Consider the following 19,469-nt stretch of genomic DNA (forward strand, 5'->3'; position numbering starts at 1 on the left):
GGTAGCCGATTCTGCTGTCCCGCCTCCCTACGCCGTCCGCGCTGCCCGGGTTCTTGGCCGGCGACGCCCCGCGACGCGGGCGCGGGCCGCGGGGCGCGCGCCGCGCGGGAAGCCAGTCCGTCCGGGGGCCGGCAACCACAGTGGGCGTAGCGCAGTACGGGCCTACGGGCCTGCGGGTCTACGGGCCTGCGGGTCTGTGGAGCCGCAGACCTGCGGCCGGGCGGGGTCCGCCGGGCTCGCGGCGTCGATCCGTGGCTGGCCGGGAGCGGATGCCCGAGATCACAGGTCGAGGCGGCGCAGCTCGGAGCGGTTCGCGATACCCAGCTTGGGAAACAGGCGGTAGAGGTGATGCCCCACCGTACGGTGGGACAGGAAGAGCTGCGCCCCGATCTCCTTGTTCGACAGTCCCTGCGCGGCGAGCCTGGCGACCTGGAGTTCCTGCGGAGTCAGCAGTCCGGCCAGGCGCGCATCGCGCACGGGGGCGCTTTCACCCGCGGAACGCAGCGCCAGACGGGCACGGCCGGCCCAGTCGGCGGCTCCCAGCGTCTCGAAGGCCTCCAAGGCCTCACGCAGCAGGGGCTTGGCCTCCCTCACGTGCTTGGCCGTGCGCAGCCACTCACCGAAGGCCAGACGCGTGCGGGCCTCCTCGAATGGCGATCGTGCTGATCCGGCCGCGTCCAGAGCGGCCGCGAAGGCTTCCGGCGAGGGGTGCACGAGGGCGCGTGCCCGCAGTCCCAGAGAGGTCTCCGACGCCAGGAGCTCCGCGGGCAGCTCCGTCGACGCACCGGCGCGAACGGCCGCCTCCGCGGCGTCCGCCAGCGCCCGCGCCGCGATGGAGCGATGCGCCGCGCTGTCGCCCTTCCGGAAGATCCGGACGAGGTGGCGATGCGCCGCGAGCGGGTCGCCACCGGCCAGCTCCGACAAGCCCATCGCCCACATCGCACGCCCGGCGATACCCGCGACGCGCCGCGGCGCCGCCCAGTCGTACGCCGCCCGGGCCATGGCCGTCGCCGTCTCCCGGTCCCCCGAGCGGGCGGCCTGCACAGCCAGCAGCGAACGGAAGATCTGGGGGTGGAGCTCCCCGCCGATCTCCTCGGCCAGCCGCAGCCCCTCGTCCGCGGCGAGCCGGGCGTTCTCCGGCCGCCCCCGTTCGGCCTCCACCTCGGCCAGGACCTCCAGCCCCACCTGGAGCTCGCCGACGGAGCCTGCGGCGCGCAGTTCGTCGACGACCCGTGTCACGGCCGGGGGCGTCCAGATCCGCTCGCCGGCGGTCCACGAGGCATAGGCGGCCATCAACCGGGCCCATGCCGGAACGTCCTCCGACGGCGGCTGCGGGTTCGGCGGTTCCTCCCCGTCGAGCACCGCCGCCGCCTTGCGCCACGGAGCGGCATCGAGCCCCCGCAATCGTCCGCACGCCTCCCGCAGCAGTGGCTCGTCGCCGGCGTTCCAGGCGTAGAAGGCGGCGCGTGAGAGCATCAGCGCGGCCGTCCCCGGGTCGACGGCGGAGGCGGATGCGCCCAGAACCGTCCGGCAGGCGCTCGCCAGGTCCCCGGACTCCTTCCGGATGGCCGCCAGTGTGTGCGCGAGTCGAGCCGCGGTCGGGGCGTCGGCGTCGAGCGCCGGTACCGCGTCCGCGAGGGTACGCGCCCAGGACAGGCGCCCCGAGAGCCTGGCCATTTCCGCGGCCCGGACGCCCCGCCGGGCGGCATCGGCCGGGGCGGGGGACAACTCGACCGCACGGGCGAGCACGGCGGCGGCCTCGGCGGGGGCACCTCGCCGCTGTGCCCGTTCCGCGACGGCCTCCAGGTCCGCCGCCGTCCGCTCGTCATTTCCCGCGGCCGCGGCGGCCCGGTGCCGTGCGCTCCGGTCGGGATCGGAGGCGAGTACATCGGCCAGCGCCAGGTGTGCCCGTTGCCGTTCCAGGAACCGTGCGCTCTGGTAGACCGCGGAACGTACGAGGGGGTGCCGGAAGACGAGTGAGCCCCCGCGGACGGCGACCAGACCGTCGACCTCGGCGGCGGCCAGGTCGGTGACCGTTGCGCCGAGTGTTGCGCCGGCCGCCAGCAATTCGTCGAGCCGTAGTGCGCTGTCCGCCGAGGCCAGGAGGAGCAGAGTGCGCGTCGGGCCCGGCAGCTGCTGCGCGCGGTGGACGAAAGCCGTGGTCAGCTGGGTCGCCCAGAACGGCCGGTCCGCCAGGGGCACGGCGCCGGACAGCTCCTGTTCGGTGAGACTGGCGTGCAACTCGCTGAGCGCGAGCGGGTTCCCCGCCGCTTCGGCCAGCAGCCGGTCGCGTACCGTTGCCGCGAGCCGACGGCCGGCGGTCGCCGCCAGCAGTGCCTGTGACGCCTCGTCGTCCAGTGGTCCGACGGCCAGCTCCGGCAGAGCGATCGCGTCGAACGGTTGGCCGCTGCGGCCGGCGATCAGCAGGCCGATGCGTTCGCCCGCCAGCCGACGGGCGACGAACCGGAGTACGTCGGCCGAGGATCGGTCGAGCCACTGCGCGTCGTCGATGATCACCAGGACCGGTGCGACGTCGCTGAGCAGGGTGAGCGCGGCGACGGAGATCATGAAGCGGTTCCCGCCCGGATCGGCGGCCACCAGCCCGAGGGCGGCACCCAGAGCCTCGCGCTGCACCGGCACCAGGTCGTCCAGCCGGCCGACGACCGGGTGCAGCAGCTGGTGGAGGACGGCAAAGGGCAGATCGGACTCGGACACGGCGCCGCCGGCCCGGAGCACCTGCAGCCCCTGCGCCTCGGCCCGGGCGGCGGCGTAGTCCAGCAGAGCCGTCTTGCCGTAACCGGCCTCGCCCCGTAGCAGCAGGGAGCTGCCTTCGGTGGGCACACGCGAGACCAGAAGGTCGAGCCGGGCCTTCTCCGCGTCGCGGCCGAACAGACAGTCACCTGTCACGGGAGGCATTTTCTCAGAGCCGGCGGCCACACCTGCGGGTCTCCTCGCTCACGGCACCACCAGCACTGGGCACGCCACGTGGCCGATGAGCGGTTCGGCCTCGCGTCCGCCCACCACCATCCAGGCCCGGGTCTCCCTGACGACCTGGGCGATCACCTGCCACGGCGGCCCGTCGCCGGCCCTGGAACACGGCACCGCCTTGATCCCGAGGCTCGCGGCCAGCACGGCACCCCGGCGCGCGAGATCGTCCGCACGCGCGGCGTCCCCGTCCCGCGTGGAAACCAGGAGGACGGCGGAGTAACCCGCCACCAGGGTGGCCGCCACCTCCACCACCCGCGGCGTGCCGTCGTAGGCGATGAGCAGCGGATTCACGCCGCCGGGCCGTTCACGTCGCGGGCGGCACGGTCCGCCGCGAAGACGAGACGGGCCGCCGAAGGGGCTGCCTCACATGGCCGGGGGTCGGGATTCCACGCCCCGGCGGAACGGGACGCGCCGGTCGCCCACGCCGGACGCGGTGGTACGGGACGATGCCCGGACGCCGCAGTGTCGTCGTACGGGTTCGGTGTGGCCTGCACTGTCGTCCCTCCTGCCTTCATCGGGTGTGCTCGCCACGATGCCGCGTCCGCACCGGCGCCGCATCAGTCATCTCGACTGTCCCTGGCCGGTCATCATCCGCACCAGTCACGGTGACCGACGCGCAGCACGACCGCGGGCCGCGAGGGTGAGGTCCGGAAACAAGGCACACGACTCCGGGAGGACACCCGTGCCAGGACTGAGGACACCCACGCCGGGACTTTCGACGGCCAAGCGGTCGACGCTCGGGTTCGCCGCGATCTGCTTCGGCTACTTCATGATCATTCTGGACACCAACATCCTGAACGTCGCGCTGCCCGACCTGCGCAGCAGCCTGCACACCTCGATAGCAGGCGTTCAGTGGACGGTGAACGGCTACACGCTCGTGCTCGCCGCACTGCTGCTGACGGCCGGCGCCCTGGGGGATCGCATCGGTCTGAAGCGGCTGCTGCTGTGCGGTCTGACGGTGTTCACGGCCGCCTCTGCGCTCTGCGCCGCCGCACCGGCCACCGGTGTGCTGATCGCGGGACGGGTGTTGCAGGGGTTGGGCGCGGCGGCGCTCCTGCCCTCCACCCTCGCCCTCATCCCGCACCTGTTCCCGGACGCCGAGAGGCGGCAGCGCGCCGCCGTGGCGTGGGTGGCCACCTCGACCCTGGCCATTGCGGCCGGCCCGCTCGTCGGCGGTGTGCTGGTCGACTGGTTCGGCTGGCGGTCGGTGTTCCTGGTGAACGTGCCGATCGGCGTGGTCACCCTCCTCCTCATCTCGGCGAGTATCGCCGAGACGCCCCGCCAGCTCGGCACCCGGGCAGACCGGGCGGGGCAGGTGCTGGCCATCCTGGCGCTGGGCCTGGTGACGGCGGCGATCATCACCGCCGGCTCGGCGGGCTGGGGCTCGCTGTCGACGCTGCTGCCCGGGGCCCTCGGCATCCTGGCAGCGGTGGCCTTCGTGGTCAGCCAGCGCCGGGTCGCGCAGCCGTTGCTGCCGCCGAGCTTCTTCGCCCACCGGCAGCGGACCACGGCCGTGGTCTCCGCGGCACTGATGGGCTTCGCGTTCTACAGCTCTCTGTTCACCTTGTCGCTGTACTTCCAGCAGTCCCGCGGCTGGTCCCCGGCCGCGACCGGGGTCGCCCTCCTGCCCGCCACGCTGGGCACGGTCTCGGCGACCTTCCTCTTCTACAAGAGGCTCGCGCGACGGCTGGGGCACATGGGCATGCTGATCATCGGTTTCGTCGGCACGGCCGCAGGCTGTGCGCTGTTCGCCGTGACCGACCACGGCAGCGGCTACGTGCTTCCCGCGGTCGGCATGCTGCTGCTCGGGGTGTTCAGCACCTTCGTGCTCTCGGCGCTGACCTCGATCGTCATCTCCACCGTTCCCGCCCACCAGTCGGGGCTCGCCTCCGGTGTCCAGAACACCGCGCGTCAGGCGGGCGCCCTGTTCGGCATAGCGGTCATCGGGACGGTCCTCAACGGCGCGGGGTTCACCGGCCGTATGCACATCGCAGCCTGGCTGACGGTCGCCGACACCCTGCTCGGCTTCGCCCTGGGCTGCCTGGCCCTCCGCTCGAGGCCCGCACCGGAACCGGAGGCAGCGGTGCAGTCCACTCCCGGGAACGTGTCCGCACGGCGGTGAGGCTGGTCGCCCCTGCCCGGCCTGCCCGCCCCGCCCGGCGGCCTGCTGCCCCTGTGCGACACGGCGTCGGGGACGGCTCATGGCCAGGGCACCGGGGCGGTCCGCGGATGGCGGAAATGGTGGCGCGGTCATTCTGGCTGCGCCGCCGGACGGCCGGTGTTCGTCAGGGTGACTTCGGGCGCGGGGTGTCTGCCGGCCTGCTGTGTGCTGTGTCGGTGGGTTCGGCGGGTTCGGTGTGTGAGAGTGCGGCGAGGAGTTGCAGTTTCTCGTCGCTGTCGCTGCCCTTGTCGGGGTAGTAGATGACCAGGATGACGTCGTCTACAGGGAGTTTGTCGCGGTGGAGCCGTAGTTCACCGACGACGGGGTGGTTGACGGTGGTGGTGCCTCCGTCGAGGTTGCGGACGTCGTGTCGGGCCCACAGGGTGCGGAACCGCTGGCTGGACAGGGCGAGTTCTCCGACGAGTTCGACGAACCGGGGGTTGTCGATGTCGTCCCCGATGGTGGTGCGAAGCGCGGCGACGAAGCTGGCGGCGGCTTTCGGCCAGTCCTGGTGGAAGGCTTGTTCCTCAGGGTCGAGGAGGAGGGAACGGAGCCGGTTCTCGCCGGGCCGCAGTCGCGGGGAGAGCGCGAGGGCCATCGGGTTGGAGGCCAGGACGTCGAAGGCGCGTCCTTCGACGAACGCGGGGATCTGAAGGTGGGCGAGGAGCTGGTGCACCCGTGCCGGTACGTGCTCGGGTCGCCGGCGGCGCGGCGTCCTCGGGCGGGCTGCCACGAGGCCGAGCAGATACGTCCGCTCGATGTCGTCGAGGTGCAGGACGCGCGCGAGTGATTCGAGGACCTGAGGCGAAGGGTTCTTGTCGCGGCCGCGTTCCAGGCGCAGATAGTAGTCGGGGCTGATTCCGGCGAGCAGCGCGACTTCCTCACGGCGCAGGCCGGGGACGCGGCGGATGCCGCCGGCCGGGAGCCCTGCCTGTGCCGGGGAGACCAGCTCACGCCGGGCGCGAAGGTAGCTGCCGAGCCGGTTGTCGGATTCCTCATCCTTCATACCGACACCGTAATGCGGTGCGCGCACTTCAGAGGGGGCCCTGGCAGGACCAGGGAAGACGGGGGCACTGCTACAGCCGGCGGATGCCGTCAAGACTTGTGGCATCACTCTTTGTGAAGGACAGAGTGCATCGCTGAATGCGCCGCGAGCCTGAACGCCGTCGGCGCCCTGAACTGAAGGGACGATCTCGTGGATCTCTCCAACCGCACCGTTCTCATCGTCGGCGGGACCTCGGGCATCGGGCGGGAACTGGCCCGCCGGTTCGCCGCGGCGGGCAGCACCGTGGCCGTCGGCGGCCGTAGCCCCAAGGCGCTCTCGGAACTCGCCGGAGAAGGTTTCGGCACATTCGGCATCGACGTCACCGACGGTGTCTCCGTCGCACGTGCCCGTGACGCCGTGCTCGCCCAGTACCCCGACCTGGACACGGTGGTGACCATGTCGGGCGTCATGCTCCTGGAGGACCTGCGCGACTCCGCGCACTTCGAGACGGCACAGACGACGATCGACACCAATCTGGTCGGCACCATCCGGGTCATCGACGCCTTCACCCCGCACCTGGTCGAACGCGGCGCCGGCACCTTCATCACCGTGACCTCCGGCATCGCCTTCCTGCCGTTCCCGCCGATGCCCACCTACGCCGCCTCGAAAGCCGCGGTGCACGCCTACTCCGAGGCACTGCGCGTGCAACTCGACGGAACGGGCGTCGGCGTCGTCGAGCTCGTTCCCCCGGCCGTCGCCACAGCAGGACAGGAGAAGGTGAACCCGCACGCACTGCCGCTCGACGACTTCGCCGCCGAGGTCATGCAGTTGCTCTCACAGGACCTCACCCCCGACGAGATCCTGGTCGAGCGGGTCCTCATGCACCGCTGGGCTGAGCGCGACGGCACCTACGACGACCTCGTCGCACAGCGTTCCCAGGCCCTGGCCATGCTCCCCGGCCGCCAAGGCTGACCACGCGCTCATCCTCTGGGCGGGGTCGAGCGTCGACTCCTCGACGCCCACGGCATTACGGGCAAGCCCGAGGATCTCGACCCCAACAGTGACCTGGCCGGCGAGTGGGCGGCGACCTGGGGGGATTGCTGAGTGCTCTGAACCGTCAGCGCTCATCTACGTTGGTTCTGGCCCAACTTCTGTGGTGTGGCCACTCTGAGTTACGCCGGCGGGGCGCCGGTGGGCCGCCGCATGTTTCGCCCGGTCTTCCCCGTCCAGCGTTCCGATCGTGGCTCCGCGGTCCCGAAATCCGCGCATCAGCGCCCCGTATGCTCCTGACCATGAGCACTGCACATCCTGCCCGCAAGCGCGACGGCGCCGCGACACGCGAGGCGATTCTCGCCGCCGCGGTCGTGGAGTTTACCGAGCACGGATACGCCGGGGCCGGGGTGCGGCAGATCGCCGAGCGGGCGGGTGTGACGGCGATGATGATCAACCGCTACTTCGGCTCGAAGGAGGGCCTGTTCGCGCAGGCCGTCGATCGTGCCTTCGCCCCGCCGACCGTCGTCGGCGACGAACGCACCGGTCTGTCGGGCGCCATCGCCCACACGCTCGCCGAGCGCACCGCGTTCGGCGCCGAGCGGCTCGACCCGTTTCTCCTGTTGCTGCGCTCGGCACCGGATCCGGAGGCGGCGGACATCGTCCGGCAGGGTGTGGAAACCCATGTGGGCGCCCGTCTCGCGGGGTTGCTCGACGGATCGGACGCCGACGTCCGCGCGCAGCTCGCCCTGGCGCTGGTCGCCGGAACGTGGCTGCTGCGCAGCGTCGTCGGTACCACCCCCCTCGTCACGGCCGACGAGGGCCGCCTCGCCGCCCTCCTCGCCGACATGCTCGAACCGGTCATCCGCGAGGCGGGTGGCACTTCTGTGCCCGGAACCGGTCTCGACGGCACCGACGGGTAGCCGTCCGTCGCCGGCACGCGGGATGGCGGGGTGTTGGCTCAGAAGGCGGAGCGGATGAGTCCGCCGTCGACGCGGATGGTGGCTCCACTGACGTACTGGGCGTAGTCGCTGCACAGGTAGGCGACGGCTGCGGCGATCTCATCGGGTTCGCCGAAGCGTTCCTGGTCGTTGGGAATGAGGGCCTGGACGGCGTTGGGCTGGATCTCGTCCCAGGTCCGGCCCCAGCCGCGGGCGGGCCCGATGCTGGTGACGAGGTCCTTGGTGGCTTCGACGAGGATCGCTCCGGGGGACACGATGTTCGATGTGACGCCGGTGCCCTTGAGGTCGCGGGCGAGGGAAACGGCGAGGTTGTGCCGGGCGGCCAGGGTGGCGTTGTACTGGGGGTGGGTGTTCATCGGCTGGGAGGCGAGTCCCCCGCCGATGGTGACGACACGACCCCAGCCGCGTTCGCGCATGGCGGGGACCAGGTGCTGGATCATGCGGACGCCTGAGACGACGTTGACGTTGTAGGTGTCGCGCCACTCGTCGGGGGTGGCTTCGGCCCAGGACAGGTGCCGGTAGAAGCCGGCGTTGTTGACGAGGATGTCGACGGGGCCGTCCGCGGTGGCGGCCCGGGCGACGTCGGCGGCGGCACGGTCGTCGGCGAGATCACCGACGACCGTGACGGCCGTGCCACCGGCCTCGCGGATCTCCCGCGCGACCTTCTCCGTGCGGTCCTTGTCCCGGCCGTGGACCACGATCGCGGCCCCCTCGGCCGCCAGCAGTTTCGCAGTGGCCTCGCCGAGCCCCGCGCTCGAACCTGTGACGAGCGCGCGCTTACCGGTCAGGTTGAGATTCATCTCGTATTTCCCTCTCATGGACCCGCTTCGTACGCCGCACTCTGCGGTGATGCGAAGTCTCTCTCCCATAAGTATACAGGTGTAGACTTCTTGCGGAACGGGACAGGCCCGGGCCCTGCCGACCGGGGTCGAGCAGGCCGGCGGCGTTCGCCCTGGCGCTTGGTGAGCATCGCCGCGAAGGAGCGGACGTGCCGGGTGAGGGGATCGGGTTCGAGGCAATGTGTGGGGACGGTCTTGAGCCGGCAGTGTTCGGGCTCGGTGAGGGGCTCCGGGCGGCTGAGGATCCACCCGGTGAAGCGGCCGGTGATCCTCCCGAGATACCGGACGGCGGCTGACCCTCCCTGCCGGGAACCTCGACATGTATTCGGCGCAGCCGACTGCGCCTGGCCCGTATTTGGCGCGGATGCCATCCGTGGTCTCATCGGCGACCAGGCGGGCCTCGCGTGCGTGATCGAGGCAGATCTGCTGGGCGGCCTGGCCGGCGTCTATGAGGTCCTCGCCATGAAGATGAGCCCTGTTAGGCGTCCCCACTGCAGCTCGGCGGCGTCCATCGGCTGGTAGGCCAGGCTGCACAGGTCTTCTTCAGGTGCGGACACCTCCGGCAGGCGGCGAGTCTTCTCCCACTGGGTGTTGCCGGCGAACTTCAGGGGTCAGGGTCAGGGTCATGACCCGGGGGTCTGGCCTCGCTGGCGCAAGTGCAGGCCGAGTTGGACGACCAGATCGAGCAGGGCAGTACGCACCTGCGCACCGTCGAGGGTGTGCCAGTGGGGCCGATGTGGGGTTGGCGCCGCCACGCTAGTGGGAACCGACCCCTGACCAGCAAGTCTGGTGAGGGGTCGATCTTGTTCGGTTCTCCCCACCACCGCGGGTCCCCCTGGTTCAGCCCTCGATCTGGCGCGCTTGTGGCACGACTGAGTGACCTTGATCATGACGTGGGCGCTAGCTCCGAGAGTGCCGCCGCTGTGTCTGGCGACGGATAGGCTCCCGGCATGGACGTGCGTGTAGAGATCACCCGGGCAGCGACTCAGGAACTTGTCGATGCCTTTAGCCGACTTCTGCCGCAGCTCTCATCGACGGCCAAGCCCCTCGACTTCGAGACAGTCGACCGGATGGTGACGTGTGATGCCAACACCGTGCTCATCGCGCGGACGTCCGAGGCGATCGTCGGCACCCTGACCCTGGTGCTGTTGCCCTTGCCATCTGGTGTGAGGGGCCGCATTGAAGATGTGGTCGTTGACAGTGCTGCGCGAGGCCGGGGAGTCGCTGGACTCCTCACGCGGGAAGCCTTGCGAATCGCGGAGACGGCAGATGCTCGGACTGTGGACCTCACCTCCAGGCCGGATCGTGCGGCGGCCAACAGGCTGTACGAACGTCTCGGTTTCCAAGCCAGGCAGTCGACGGTCTACCGCTTCCCGATCGACGGGTAGAGGGCGTCGGCTGCATGTCGGCGGATTTTTAATGGTCCAGTGAAGAATCGGCGTGAGGGAGCCCTGGAGCACCCGTGTTGGAAGACGCCGTATGCGGATCGCGGCTGACCAGTTGATCACCGCGTTATTAGGAGTTCGATCCGGCGGTACTTGTGTGCCTGTCCATCGACGTTCCCCCGGCTCCGGAAGGCGCGATGTTGGCCGCTCGCATCAGCCTCACTGAACACTTGCTGATGAGTCAGCCGTGGATGTCAGCCGCACCCCGACTGGCCGGGGCTTCCGGCCAGGAACCATAGAGGTCCACGCTGCCATCGGGAGCCTCAGCTCTCCCGCCCGAGACACCACATCCACCTCTGTCCCGGCTGGCCGGTTGTGATCATTCGTCCAATTGGCGTGCCGGTCGCCGGTGGATTTCGGCGGCCGAGGGAAGAGTGCCTCCTGCGTCCGCGCCGTAACGCTCAAGGCATGCCGAAGAATGTAGCGTGCTGCCCTGCCCCGCTCGGGGGGCCTATCGCGAGGAGCCGGGAATGCTCAAGGGTTTCAAGAACTTCCTGATGCGCGGCGATGTCATCGTCGTAGCCGTAGGCCTCATTGTCGCATTGGCTTTCAGCACCTTGATCAAGGCATTCACCGATTTTGTCATTAATCCCATCATTGCGCGTGCTCAGGGCAGCCGTTCAGTCGGATTGGGATGGCAACTCGGCAAAGCGGGCAACAAGACCACGTACCTCGATATCGGTTCTTTCATCTCGGCAGTCATCTACTTCATCATCTTCATGGCCGTCGTCTACTTCCTCATCGTCGTACCGTACAAGCATTATTCGGCGCGGCGCGGTGCGGTGGTCTTCGGAGAGCCGGGGCCCGTCAAGACATGCCCGGCCTGTCTGTCCGAGGACCTGCCGGCCGCTGCTACCAAGTGTCGGCACTGCGGCACCGAGCAGCCGCGGGCGACCGGAACGCCACGACCCTGATCGGACGGGAAGACCACGACTGATTCCCTGTGCGGTCACTACCTGGAGTGCCGGTTTGGAAGACGCTGTACGCGGTTGCTTCCTCAGCTGCGACGTTGCGGACATGTGAGGAGTGGTGCCGGCACCTCTGGTTCCCCGTGGGTTCCCGCTCATCGCCGCCCGGTCGGGCACGCGACGGGCAGGTGTGCCAAGGTGTGGGGATGGTCGAGTCATACGTGGCCAGGAGCCTGCCGTGGCCCTGAGGCGGTGTCAGTCCTTCGTGGTGCCGTCCCCGAACTCGTATGTCGCGAAGTCCGCCACCGGACGGTAACCGAGCCGCTGGTAGAGGCCGTTGCTCGTGGGGTTGGCGAGGTCGGTGAAGAGCAGGACCTCCTTGGCACCCGAGTCCAGCGCGGTCTGGCTGACCACGGCGGTGGCGCCCCCTGCGTAGCCGCGGCCGCGCAGCGGGGCGGGGGTGTAGACGATGGCGACGCGGACCTGCCCGGCGACCTCGGGCGGGGCGCTCGCCATGGAGACAGGCGTGCCGTCGGGGGTCTGCCACAGCACGATCCCGCCCTGGGCGAGCCGGCTCTCGGCCCAGCGCTCGGGGTCGTGCCGGGTCTCCGCGCCTATGTCCGTGCAGAACTCGTCGTACCACCGTGCGATCAGCTCGCGGTCGTCCGTCCCGGCGGCGCGGGCGCACCCGGGTGGCGCGGGCTCAGGCGGGGTGAGGGTGCCGAGACGGTAGAGGCGCTGGCTCATCATGAGCCGGGCCGTGGCCCTGGTGCGACGCTCCCAGGCGGCCGCGAACTCGGCGGTCGCCTCCGCCGGACCGAAGACCGACGGGACCGCTCTCCCGTCCTGGACGAGCCGTACCGCCAGCGCGTCAGCTGCCCTGTCGGGGAGAGCGGTGAGCTGGAGCTGGAACGGGGGCGTGCGCATGACGGTGGCGCGCACCGTGCCGTCACCGCCCACGAGCCGACCGAAGTACGGCGCCTCCTCGCCGTACGCGGTGATCCCGTTCGTACGCACCATGTCGGTGACCGTCAGCTGGACGGTGTGCAGCGCGGGCTCGGACCAGAGGAACGCTCCGGCTCGGTCGAGGAACTCCTCCACGTCCTGCGTGAAGTGCCAGTCGTATGCGTCTGAGGCCATACGCCACGATCTCGCGAACACGGCGCCTTCGCACACGAGTTACGTGGCAGACGTTGTCCGAAGCGGCCCTGGTGTCCAGCAGCCGTGGAAGTGGCGGACCCCGTGCGCGCGGTGGTAGGTCGCGCGATGCCGCTCGGGATGGCCTTGCTCGGCCACCTCGCGGGCGGCGTGGTGGTCCGCTCCCTCACCAGCCGTACGGGTCGGGCGGATTCGGTCGCCCACCATGCCAACTTCGCGGCACACCGGCAGAAACCCCGACCACCGCGGACCCGGCGTTGGTGTGTTCGCTGTTCGTCCTTTACCTGTCCGTCGCCCCGGGTTGCGGCGAGGCGCGCACTCTTGCGCGATGCAATCGAGGCTCAGGGGGCCCTCGATCGCGCTGCGGGCACGGGCACCGTGCTCCGTGACAAGGGGGGACCGATGGCGCATTGGAAGCGGTCGGCGATCAGCGGCACCGGCGCGTGCAGGCCTCGCGCGGGATGCCGAGGGCAAGAGCAGGTGAGCCCACCTCAGGTCCGCAACCACCACCCCAGGCACTGAGTAACCGCTCCACCACCACGGCCCGCACTCACCCACACGGACCAGGAGTCACCAGCCATGCTCGGATTGCCTCCGGCACCCTTCGCACGCCTGAGAGCCGTCACTGCTCTCTTCCTTCTGGCCGCCTTCTTCTTCGGCGCCACCCCAGCAAGCGCCGCGACCTACGTGCCGATCGCGGGTGCCGGCTCCACCTGGAGCCAGAACGCTCTCGACCAGTGGCGGGCCAACGTCAAGCAGTACGGCATGACCGTGAACTACATCGGCACAGGCTCGTCGGACGGCCGCAACCAGTTCCGCAACGGAACCGTGGACTACGCCGTCTCCGAGATCCCTTACGGCTTCAAGGACTCGGGCGTCGTCGACTCGGCGCCGTCCCGCAAGTACGCGTACATGCCGGTCGTGGCCGGTGGTACGTCGTTCATGTACAACCTCACCATCGGCGGCAAGCGGGTGACCAACCTGCGGCTGTCCGGCGAGGTCATCGCCAAGATCTTCACCGGCCAGATCACGACCTGGAACGACCCCGCCATCAAGGCCGACAACCCCGCGCTCGCCTCCGCGCTGCCCGCCCGCCCGGTCGTCCCGGTGGTGCGCTCCGACAGGTCCGGCCCCACGGCGCAGTTCAGCACCTGGATGAGCAAGCAGTATCCGTCGCTGTGGGACGACTACTGCCGTCGCGCGGGCAGCAGCACCCCGTGTGGGGCGACCTCGACCTACCCGATCGTGCCGGGTAGCGGCTTCGTCAGCCTGGCGGGCTCGAACGGTGTCTCCGGCTATGTGGCGCAGGCCGGCAATGAGGGCACCATCACGTACGTCGAGTACTCGTACGCGGTGTACACGACCGGCTTCCCGGTGGCCAAGGTGCTCAACAAGGCCGGGTACTACGTCGAGCCGACCGCGTCGAACGTGGCGGTGGCGCTGCTGAAGGCGCGGATCAACGAGGACCCCTCCTCGCCCGACTATCTGACGCAGATCCTCGACGACGTCTACAACGACACAGACCCGCGCGCCTATCCGCTCTCCACCTACACGTACATGATCATCCCGACCGCGCTGGAGTCGAACTTCAACAACCAGAAGGGCAAGACGCTCGTTGCCTTCGCGTACTACTTCCTCTGCCAGGGGCAGCAGCACGTGGACAACCTGGGCTACTCGCCGCTGCCGAGGAACCTCGTGGAGGCGGGCCTCAAGCAGGTCCGCAGGATCCCCGGGGTCGACGTCCAGAGCATCGACATCAAGAGCTGCCAGAACCCCACCTTCTCCACCGACGGCACCAACACGCTTCTCGAGACGGCCCCTTACCCGTCCGCCTGCGACCGAGTGAGCAGCTCTCCGTGCGACGGCACCGCCCCCGGCGTGACGCAGTCGATCACGACGACCCTCGAGCCCGGGGCGCTGGCGATCTCCATCGCGGGCAGCCCGCACGTCGAGTTGCCCAGTCCGGTGCTCGACTCGTCGGGCGAGTTCCTCCACACCTCGGGGCAGATGACCCCGGTCACCGTCAGCGACACCCGTCCCGGCAACATCGGCTGGACGGCTTCCGGCCAGGTCGGCGACTTCACCGGCCCGGCCGGAAGCATCATCGACGGGAGCAGCCTGACCTGGGCCCCCGCGATCGTCGACCGCGGCAACGTCCAGTCCGTCACGGCAGGGGCCCTGGTCGTACCCGGCGACGGCAGCGGGCTCAAGGACGCCCGGACGCTGGCCACCGGCATCGGCCCCGGCGTCGCGGATGTCGGGGCTGGCCTCGACCTCGACGCACCGACCTCAACGCTGCCCGGTACGTATACGCCGGTCCTGACGCTGACCGTCATCTGATCCGAATCCGCAGGAGAGCTGACGGCCGGTCGCTCAGCCGAGACGGCGGCCGTCAACGCGGCGGGAGGGCGCGGCCGAGGCCCTGTCGTCAAATTGCCGCGGGGCCCGCTCTGAGGGCGGGCCCCAGGGCGTCTGGCGCGGTGCACCGCAAGGCGGAGAGCCGTCCTCGTAGTGGGGGGTGAGTGGTCGGTTACGCCCCGCGCCTGGAGCCCGTCCCCGTGGGGAGACGCTGCCGCGCCGGCGGCGCCTGGATCGCGTGTTCGCCATAACTGCGACGGCCCGGACCCGCCGCTGCCCCACACCGCGGAGGGCGCAGGTTCTCTCAGTGGACGGTGACGGATGCTGTGGTGGCCGATCCGTTCGTCCAGCCGTAGCGGTGGGCGGTGACCTTGACGGTGATCTTCTGGCCCTTGTCGGCCTTCACCAGCACGTAGGTGGACTTGGTGGCACCGGTGATGGTCTTGCCGTTGCGTTTCCAGGAATAGGTGTAGGAGGTGGCGGTCGGCGACCAGGTGCCGTGGGCGGTCGTGAGCTTGTAACCGACCTTGGCGGTGCCGCTGATGGAGGGCGCCTTGGTGGCCTTCAGGGAAGGGCCGACGGCGACCGTGACGGCGGGGGAGGTGGAGTTGACCGAACCAGCGCCGTTACCGACCGTGACCTTGCACGAGACCTTGTGGGTGTAGTCGTCCGAGGTCAGGGTGTGGGTCTTGCTGGTGGCGCCGGAGATGACCTTGCCATCGCGCAGCCAGGACCACGCGACGGTGGTGTTGTAGCCGCTCCAGCCTGCGGAGCACGTGAGTTTGGAACCTGTGCGGGCGGTCCCGCTCACGGTCGCCTTCGAGGTGATCTGCGGCTTGGTCAGCAGGGTTTGCGACCGGCTCCACACCTGGGAGGTGTAGCGGTCGGAGGAACCAGGGGCGTAGACGGCCGTCCGTCCCAGCACGGTGGCCCGGCCGTCCGGTCCTGCCGCCACTTCGCCTGTCAGGGCGTCCATGTCGGGGACGTCGGCGACCGGCGTGGCGTTGAGCGCGGTGGCCTTGCTCCATGTGCCGCCGGCCCGGACGGCCCACTCCAGGTAATGGTCGTTGCCGTTGTCGATGCCGGGTGTCTGCGGCCACACGACCTGTACGGTTCCGTCCGCGCCGATGGACGCGTCCACCTGCCAGTTGACGTAGCCGGTGGACAGCGTCTTCGGCGCGGACCAGGCGCCCGTGCTCGCGCTTCGGGTGACGGCCTGGACGATCGGTATGCCGGCGCTGCCGGTCCAGCCCGCCCACACGTAGGTGACGTCACCGTTGGGGGCGGTAAGTGGGCCGCTGTCGTCGTTGTCCTGAAGGATCGGCACGGCAGTCTGGACGGCACTCCAACTGCCGGTCGGGGAGGGCCTGCTGAGGGACTTCAGCGTCTCGACCCCGTTGGTGGCGCTCTGCCACAGCACCGTGGTCGCGCCCTTGGCGGACATCGACACCTGTACATCGGTGGACTTGGCGTCCGCGCCCAGCAGAGCGACCGGGCTGCTCCAGTCTCCGCCGGGAGTGGCCCGGGTCACGATGGAATCGACATTGGAGTCACTGGTCCTGTCCCAGGCGTCCCAGACCGTCGTGGCCGCTCCGTCGGGAGCCACCGCGAGTGAGAACTGCTCGATGAAGCCGCCTGAGAAGGACCCCAGACGGTGCGGCGCCGACCAGGCCGCCGCGCCGGGGGCGAGCGTGGCGGTCATCGCCTCGTAGTTCCAGCCTCCGTCGCCCTGGACCCAGACGGCGGTGACGGTGCCGTCTGCCGCAGCGGCCATCTGGGGCATCGACAGGTCCAGCCCGGCGTAGGCGGTGAGCGTGATCGGATCCGACCACTGGCCCGTCGCCGGGTCCCAGCCCGCCGAGACGGCGGCCAGCGAGCCGTCGTTGTAGTTGCCGGTCCTCCAGGCTGCCTCGGCGTGCCCATCGGCGGTCACAGTCAGCACGGCCGGGGCGGTCGCGTCGTTACTGGCGAACAGAGAGTGGGGAGCGGACCATGTGTCGCTGCCCGCAGGCCTGACGGTGGCCTGGATGTCCCACGTAGTAGCGCCAGCAGCCTTGTTGCGCCACAGGGCGAATGCCGTGCCGTTCCCGGCCACCTTGACGTCGATCAGGCTCTGCCGGCCGTCGGTGCCGGTCAGACCGACTGCGGGGCCAAATGGGCCGGCCGACGCGGTGTATCCGGCGGCGGTGGCGGGCAGAGCGGCGCCCATCGCGAGTGCGACCGCCGTTGCTGCTGCGCAAGCGGCAACGGTGGCTCGCGGTCTCGGTATCTTCAGTGCCACTACGGCTCCTGTCTCGGACGGGCGTGCCTCTCACGCCCGACATTGCGTCTGAACCTTGGCGTGGGGGCCTGTTGTCGAGCGGAACCACGTCCGGTCAATGCCTGGCGCTGGAGCACTACGTGGCCGCCCCCGCCACCTCACGCCGCCGCAGTACCCCCGCCGTTGGACGCGTTGACGACGATATCCAGCGGGGGCTCAGCACTTCCCGCTCCCGGCAGTCTAGGGATGATCAAATTTTCACCCGCCGTCCGGACATCGGTATGAGGCCGGAGCATCGCCCGTGGCAGCTTCGTTGCCGTCGGAGGGTGCCGTCAGGCCCAGCCGGTGTTCTGGTCGGCGGAATCCGGGGTCTGGTGGTTGCCGAGCATGTCGAGAAGAACCATGGCGTCGTGGTCGGGGCTTGCGACGTCGGCGTAGTAGGCGACGAGGCGGTGGCCGGGGGTGCCATCCAGCTGCATGGACTGGTAGCCCAAGGTGAGGTTGCCGACCTGGGGGTGGTGGAAGTGCTTGGTGCCGGGGCGATGGGGGCGGACGTCGTATCGCTCCCACAAGCGGGCGAAGTCTGGGCTCTTCAGGAGGAGCTCGCCGACGAGCTGGGCGAGGTCGGGGGCGTCGGGGTCGGTGCCGGCCAGGGCCCTCAGGCGTGCGACGCAGCCGCGGATCCGGGTCTCCCACTCCGGGAACAGGTCGCGGGCCTGGGGGTGCAGGAAGTAGTAGCGGGCGAGGTTGCGCTGCTTGACTGGCCAGCTCTCGATGCCCGCGTACAGATGCAGGCCGCCCGGGTTGGCGGCGAGTATGTCCAAGGTGCGGCTGAGGACATAGGCGGGGCTGGGCCGCAGGTTCTCCAGTAGGAGTGCGACGCCGGACCGTACCGTGCGGCTGGGTGCGGTGGGTGGTTCGGTGGCGTTGCGGGCCGCTCGTGCGGCCAGCAGGCGCAAGTGATCGTGTTCGTCCTCCTGCAGGCGCAGTGCGCGCGCGAGCGAGTCGACCACAGCGGCGCTGGGACGGGTCTCCTTGCCGCGTTCCAGGCGCGTGTAGTAGTCGATGCTGACCCCGGCAAGGGTGGCGAGCTCTTCGCGACGCAGCCCAGGCGTGCGGCGAAGTCCTGGCCCGATGGGAAGGCCGACCTGCTCGGGGGTGACCTGGGTGCGGCGGGCACGCAGGAACCCCGCCAGGTCGTTGCTGTGCTGGTCAGGGCTCATTCAGAAAGTGTGCCAAACCGGTGCCCGGGACGCGTCGGCGTTGGGGGGCCGTATCGCTCCCTGGCACGCCGCTCCCCGGCACTGTGCGGCCTGCCGCGTCCCGTACGCGGAGGCGAGGGTGGAGGGGCCGCGAGGAAGACCGTCGATCCCGTGGCTTCCCGTTCACGGGCTGTGATCCGGCAGCCCTCCGATCCGCACGAAGGCAGACACAGCATGCGCAACACCACCCTGGGCACCAACGGACCCGAGGTCGGCGTCATCGGCCTGGGCGCCATGGGAATGAGCTTCGCCTACGACATGGCCACCCAGCGTGACGAGGCCACCTCCGTCTCCGTCATCCACCAGGCCCTCGACCTGGGCGTGACGCTGATCGACACCGCCGACGTCTACGGCCCGTACACCAATGAGGAGCTCGTCGGCCGGGCCCTGGCCGGCCGGCGCGACCGGGCCGTGATCGCCACCAAGGTCGGCATGGAGTGCATCGACCCCACCGGCGGGCCCGGCGGCTCCCCGCTGGTCAAGCCGAACGGCCGGGCCGAGCACGTCCGCGCCGCCATCGACGCCAGCCTGCGCCGGCTGGGCACCGACCACATCGAGCTCTACCAGCTGCACCGCGTGGACCCCGAGGTCCCGATCGAGGAGACCTGGGGCGCCCTGGCCGAGGCCGTCGAGGCCGGCAAGGCCCTCCACTTGGGCCTGTCCGAGGTCGGTGTCGAGCAGATCCAGCGCGCCCAGGCCGTGCACCCGGTCACCACGGTGCAGTCCGAGTTCTCGCTGTGGACCCGAGACGTCCAGGACGAGGTTCTGCCCTACTGCAAGGACCACGGCATCGGCGTCCTGCCGTACTCGCCCCTGGGCCGTGGCTTCCTCATCGGCCGCTTCAATTCCTTCGACGAACTGCCGCAGAACGACCAACGGCGGCGCCTGCCGCGCTTCCAGCAGGACAACCTGCGGGCCAACCTCGACATCGCCGCCAAGGTCCGTGAGGTCGCCGACCGGATCGGCGCCACCCCCGCCCAGGTCGCCCTCGCCTGGCTGACCGCCCAGGGACCGCACGTGGTCCCCATCCCCGGCACCAAGACCCCGAAGTACCTCACCGACAACGCCGGCGGCGCAGACCTCCGGCTCTCCGCCGCCGACCTCGCCGACCTCGACGCCATCCAGGCCCCGGTCGGCGCCCGCTACTGACCCG

14 protein-coding genes are annotated in these 19,469 nt (G+C 70.0%); 7 read left to right on the forward strand and 7 right to left on the reverse strand.

Going from position 1 to position 19,469, the window contains the following annotated elements; translation table 11 throughout:
* Positions 1–279: 279 nt before the first annotated feature.
* Positions 280–2,907, reverse strand: a complete 2,628-nt coding sequence (locus ACQEXA_RS35750; protein ID WP_432927910.1) for an AAA family ATPase — start codon at positions 2,905–2,907, stop codon at positions 280–282.
* A 48-nt stretch (positions 2,908–2,955) separates the two neighbouring features.
* Positions 2,956–3,279 (reverse strand): hypothetical protein, encoded by a 324-nt coding sequence (locus ACQEXA_RS35755; protein WP_432927908.1) that lies wholly within the window; start codon positions 3,277–3,279, stop codon positions 2,956–2,958.
* A gap of 391 nt (positions 3,280–3,670) precedes the next feature.
* On the opposite strand from ACQEXA_RS35755, the gene ACQEXA_RS35760 reads away from it, so the two are divergent.
* Entirely contained in the window at positions 3,671–5,110 is a 1,440-nt protein-coding gene (locus tag ACQEXA_RS35760; protein WP_433132080.1) for an MFS transporter, read from the forward strand.
* A gap of 163 nt (positions 5,111–5,273) precedes the next feature.
* Here ACQEXA_RS35760 and ACQEXA_RS35765 read toward each other — a convergent pair whose 3' ends face one another.
* On the reverse strand, positions 5,274–6,155 hold the full coding sequence (locus ACQEXA_RS35765) for a helix-turn-helix transcriptional regulator (RefSeq protein ID WP_432927904.1): 882 nt from the start codon (positions 6,153–6,155) through the stop codon (positions 5,274–5,276).
* Between the two features lie 189 nt (positions 6,156–6,344).
* On the opposite strand from ACQEXA_RS35765, the gene ACQEXA_RS35770 reads away from it, so the two are divergent.
* A complete protein-coding gene (locus ACQEXA_RS35770) occupies positions 6,345–7,106 on the forward strand; it encodes an SDR family oxidoreductase (RefSeq protein WP_432927902.1) in 762 nt (253 codons plus the stop codon).
* A gap of 320 nt (positions 7,107–7,426) precedes the next feature.
* Positions 7,427–8,047 (forward strand): TetR/AcrR family transcriptional regulator, encoded by a 621-nt coding sequence (locus ACQEXA_RS35775; RefSeq protein ID WP_359399155.1) that lies wholly within the window; start codon positions 7,427–7,429, stop codon positions 8,045–8,047.
* A 38-nt stretch (positions 8,048–8,085) separates the two neighbouring features.
* Here the strand turns inward: ACQEXA_RS35775 and ACQEXA_RS35780 are convergent, their stop codons facing one another.
* Entirely contained in the window at positions 8,086–8,886 is an 801-nt protein-coding gene (locus ACQEXA_RS35780; RefSeq protein WP_432927899.1) for an SDR family NAD(P)-dependent oxidoreductase, read from the reverse strand.
* Between the two features lie 989 nt (positions 8,887–9,875).
* Here ACQEXA_RS35780 and ACQEXA_RS35785 point away from each other — a divergent pair.
* Together ACQEXA_RS35785 and ACQEXA_RS35790 are read left to right on the forward strand one after the other, a co-directional pair.
* Positions 9,876–10,313: a GNAT family N-acetyltransferase gene (locus tag ACQEXA_RS35785; RefSeq protein ID WP_433132082.1), complete on the forward strand. Its 438-nt coding sequence runs from the start codon at positions 9,876–9,878 to the stop codon at positions 10,311–10,313.
* Positions 10,314–10,840: 527 nt separating this feature from the next.
* A complete protein-coding gene (locus ACQEXA_RS35790) occupies positions 10,841–11,284 on the forward strand; it encodes an MscL family protein (RefSeq protein WP_359399149.1) in 444 nt (147 codons plus the stop codon).
* Between the two features lie 249 nt (positions 11,285–11,533).
* On the opposite strand, the gene ACQEXA_RS35795 is transcribed toward ACQEXA_RS35790, so the two are convergent.
* Complete coding sequence (locus ACQEXA_RS35795) at positions 11,534–12,418, reverse strand: GNAT family N-acetyltransferase (protein WP_432927895.1); 885 nt, start codon at positions 12,416–12,418, stop codon at positions 11,534–11,536.
* A 597-nt stretch (positions 12,419–13,015) separates the two neighbouring features.
* Between ACQEXA_RS35795 and pstS the strand changes: the two genes are divergently transcribed.
* On the forward strand, positions 13,016–14,776 hold the full coding sequence (gene pstS, locus ACQEXA_RS35800; RefSeq protein WP_433132085.1) for a phosphate ABC transporter substrate-binding protein PstS: 1,761 nt from the start codon (positions 13,016–13,018) through the stop codon (positions 14,774–14,776).
* 322 nt (positions 14,777–15,098) lie between these two features.
* Here pstS and ACQEXA_RS35805 read toward each other — a convergent pair whose 3' ends face one another.
* A complete protein-coding gene (locus ACQEXA_RS35805; protein WP_433132087.1) occupies positions 15,099–17,075 on the reverse strand; it encodes a hypothetical protein in 1,977 nt (658 codons plus the stop codon).
* Positions 17,076–17,386: 311 nt separating this feature from the next.
* Positions 17,387–18,277, reverse strand: coding sequence for a helix-turn-helix transcriptional regulator (locus ACQEXA_RS35810; RefSeq protein WP_432927889.1), 891 nt, complete (start codon positions 18,275–18,277; stop codon positions 17,387–17,389).
* A gap of 213 nt (positions 18,278–18,490) precedes the next feature.
* Between ACQEXA_RS35810 and ACQEXA_RS35815 the strand changes: the two genes are divergently transcribed.
* Positions 18,491–19,465, forward strand: coding sequence for an aldo/keto reductase (locus tag ACQEXA_RS35815; RefSeq protein ID WP_432927887.1), 975 nt, complete (start codon positions 18,491–18,493; stop codon positions 19,463–19,465).
* Positions 19,466–19,469: the final 4 nt, after the last annotated feature.

The sequence above is a fragment of the Streptomyces sp. CA-106110 genome (assembly GCF_050936285.1).
Lineage (GTDB): Bacteria > Actinomycetota > Actinomycetes > Streptomycetales > Streptomycetaceae > Streptomyces.

Excerpts from the sequence above, each read along its gene's own strand:
- ACQEXA_RS35765 (WP_432927904.1), bottom strand. The coding sequence starts at position 6,155 with ATGAAGGATGAGGAATCCGACAACCGGCTCGGCAGCTACCTTCGCGCC.
- ACQEXA_RS35775 (WP_359399155.1), top strand. The coding sequence starts at position 7,427 with ATGAGCACTGCACATCCTGCCCGCAAGCGCGACGGCGCCGCGACACGC.
- ACQEXA_RS35780 (WP_432927899.1), bottom strand. The coding sequence starts at position 8,886 with ATGAATCTCAACCTGACCGGTAAGCGCGCGCTCGTCACAGGTTCGAGC.
- ACQEXA_RS35785 (WP_433132082.1), top strand. The coding sequence starts at position 9,876 with ATGGACGTGCGTGTAGAGATCACCCGGGCAGCGACTCAGGAACTTGTC.
- ACQEXA_RS35790 (WP_359399149.1), top strand. The coding sequence starts at position 10,841 with ATGCTCAAGGGTTTCAAGAACTTCCTGATGCGCGGCGATGTCATCGTC.
- ACQEXA_RS35795 (WP_432927895.1), bottom strand. The coding sequence starts at position 12,418 with ATGGCCTCAGACGCATACGACTGGCACTTCACGCAGGACGTGGAGGAG.
- pstS (WP_433132085.1), top strand. The coding sequence starts at position 13,016 with ATGCTCGGATTGCCTCCGGCACCCTTCGCACGCCTGAGAGCCGTCACT.
- ACQEXA_RS35810 (WP_432927889.1), bottom strand. The coding sequence starts at position 18,277 with ATGAGCCCTGACCAGCACAGCAACGACCTGGCGGGGTTCCTGCGTGCC.
- ACQEXA_RS35815 (WP_432927887.1), top strand. The coding sequence starts at position 18,491 with ATGCGCAACACCACCCTGGGCACCAACGGACCCGAGGTCGGCGTCATC.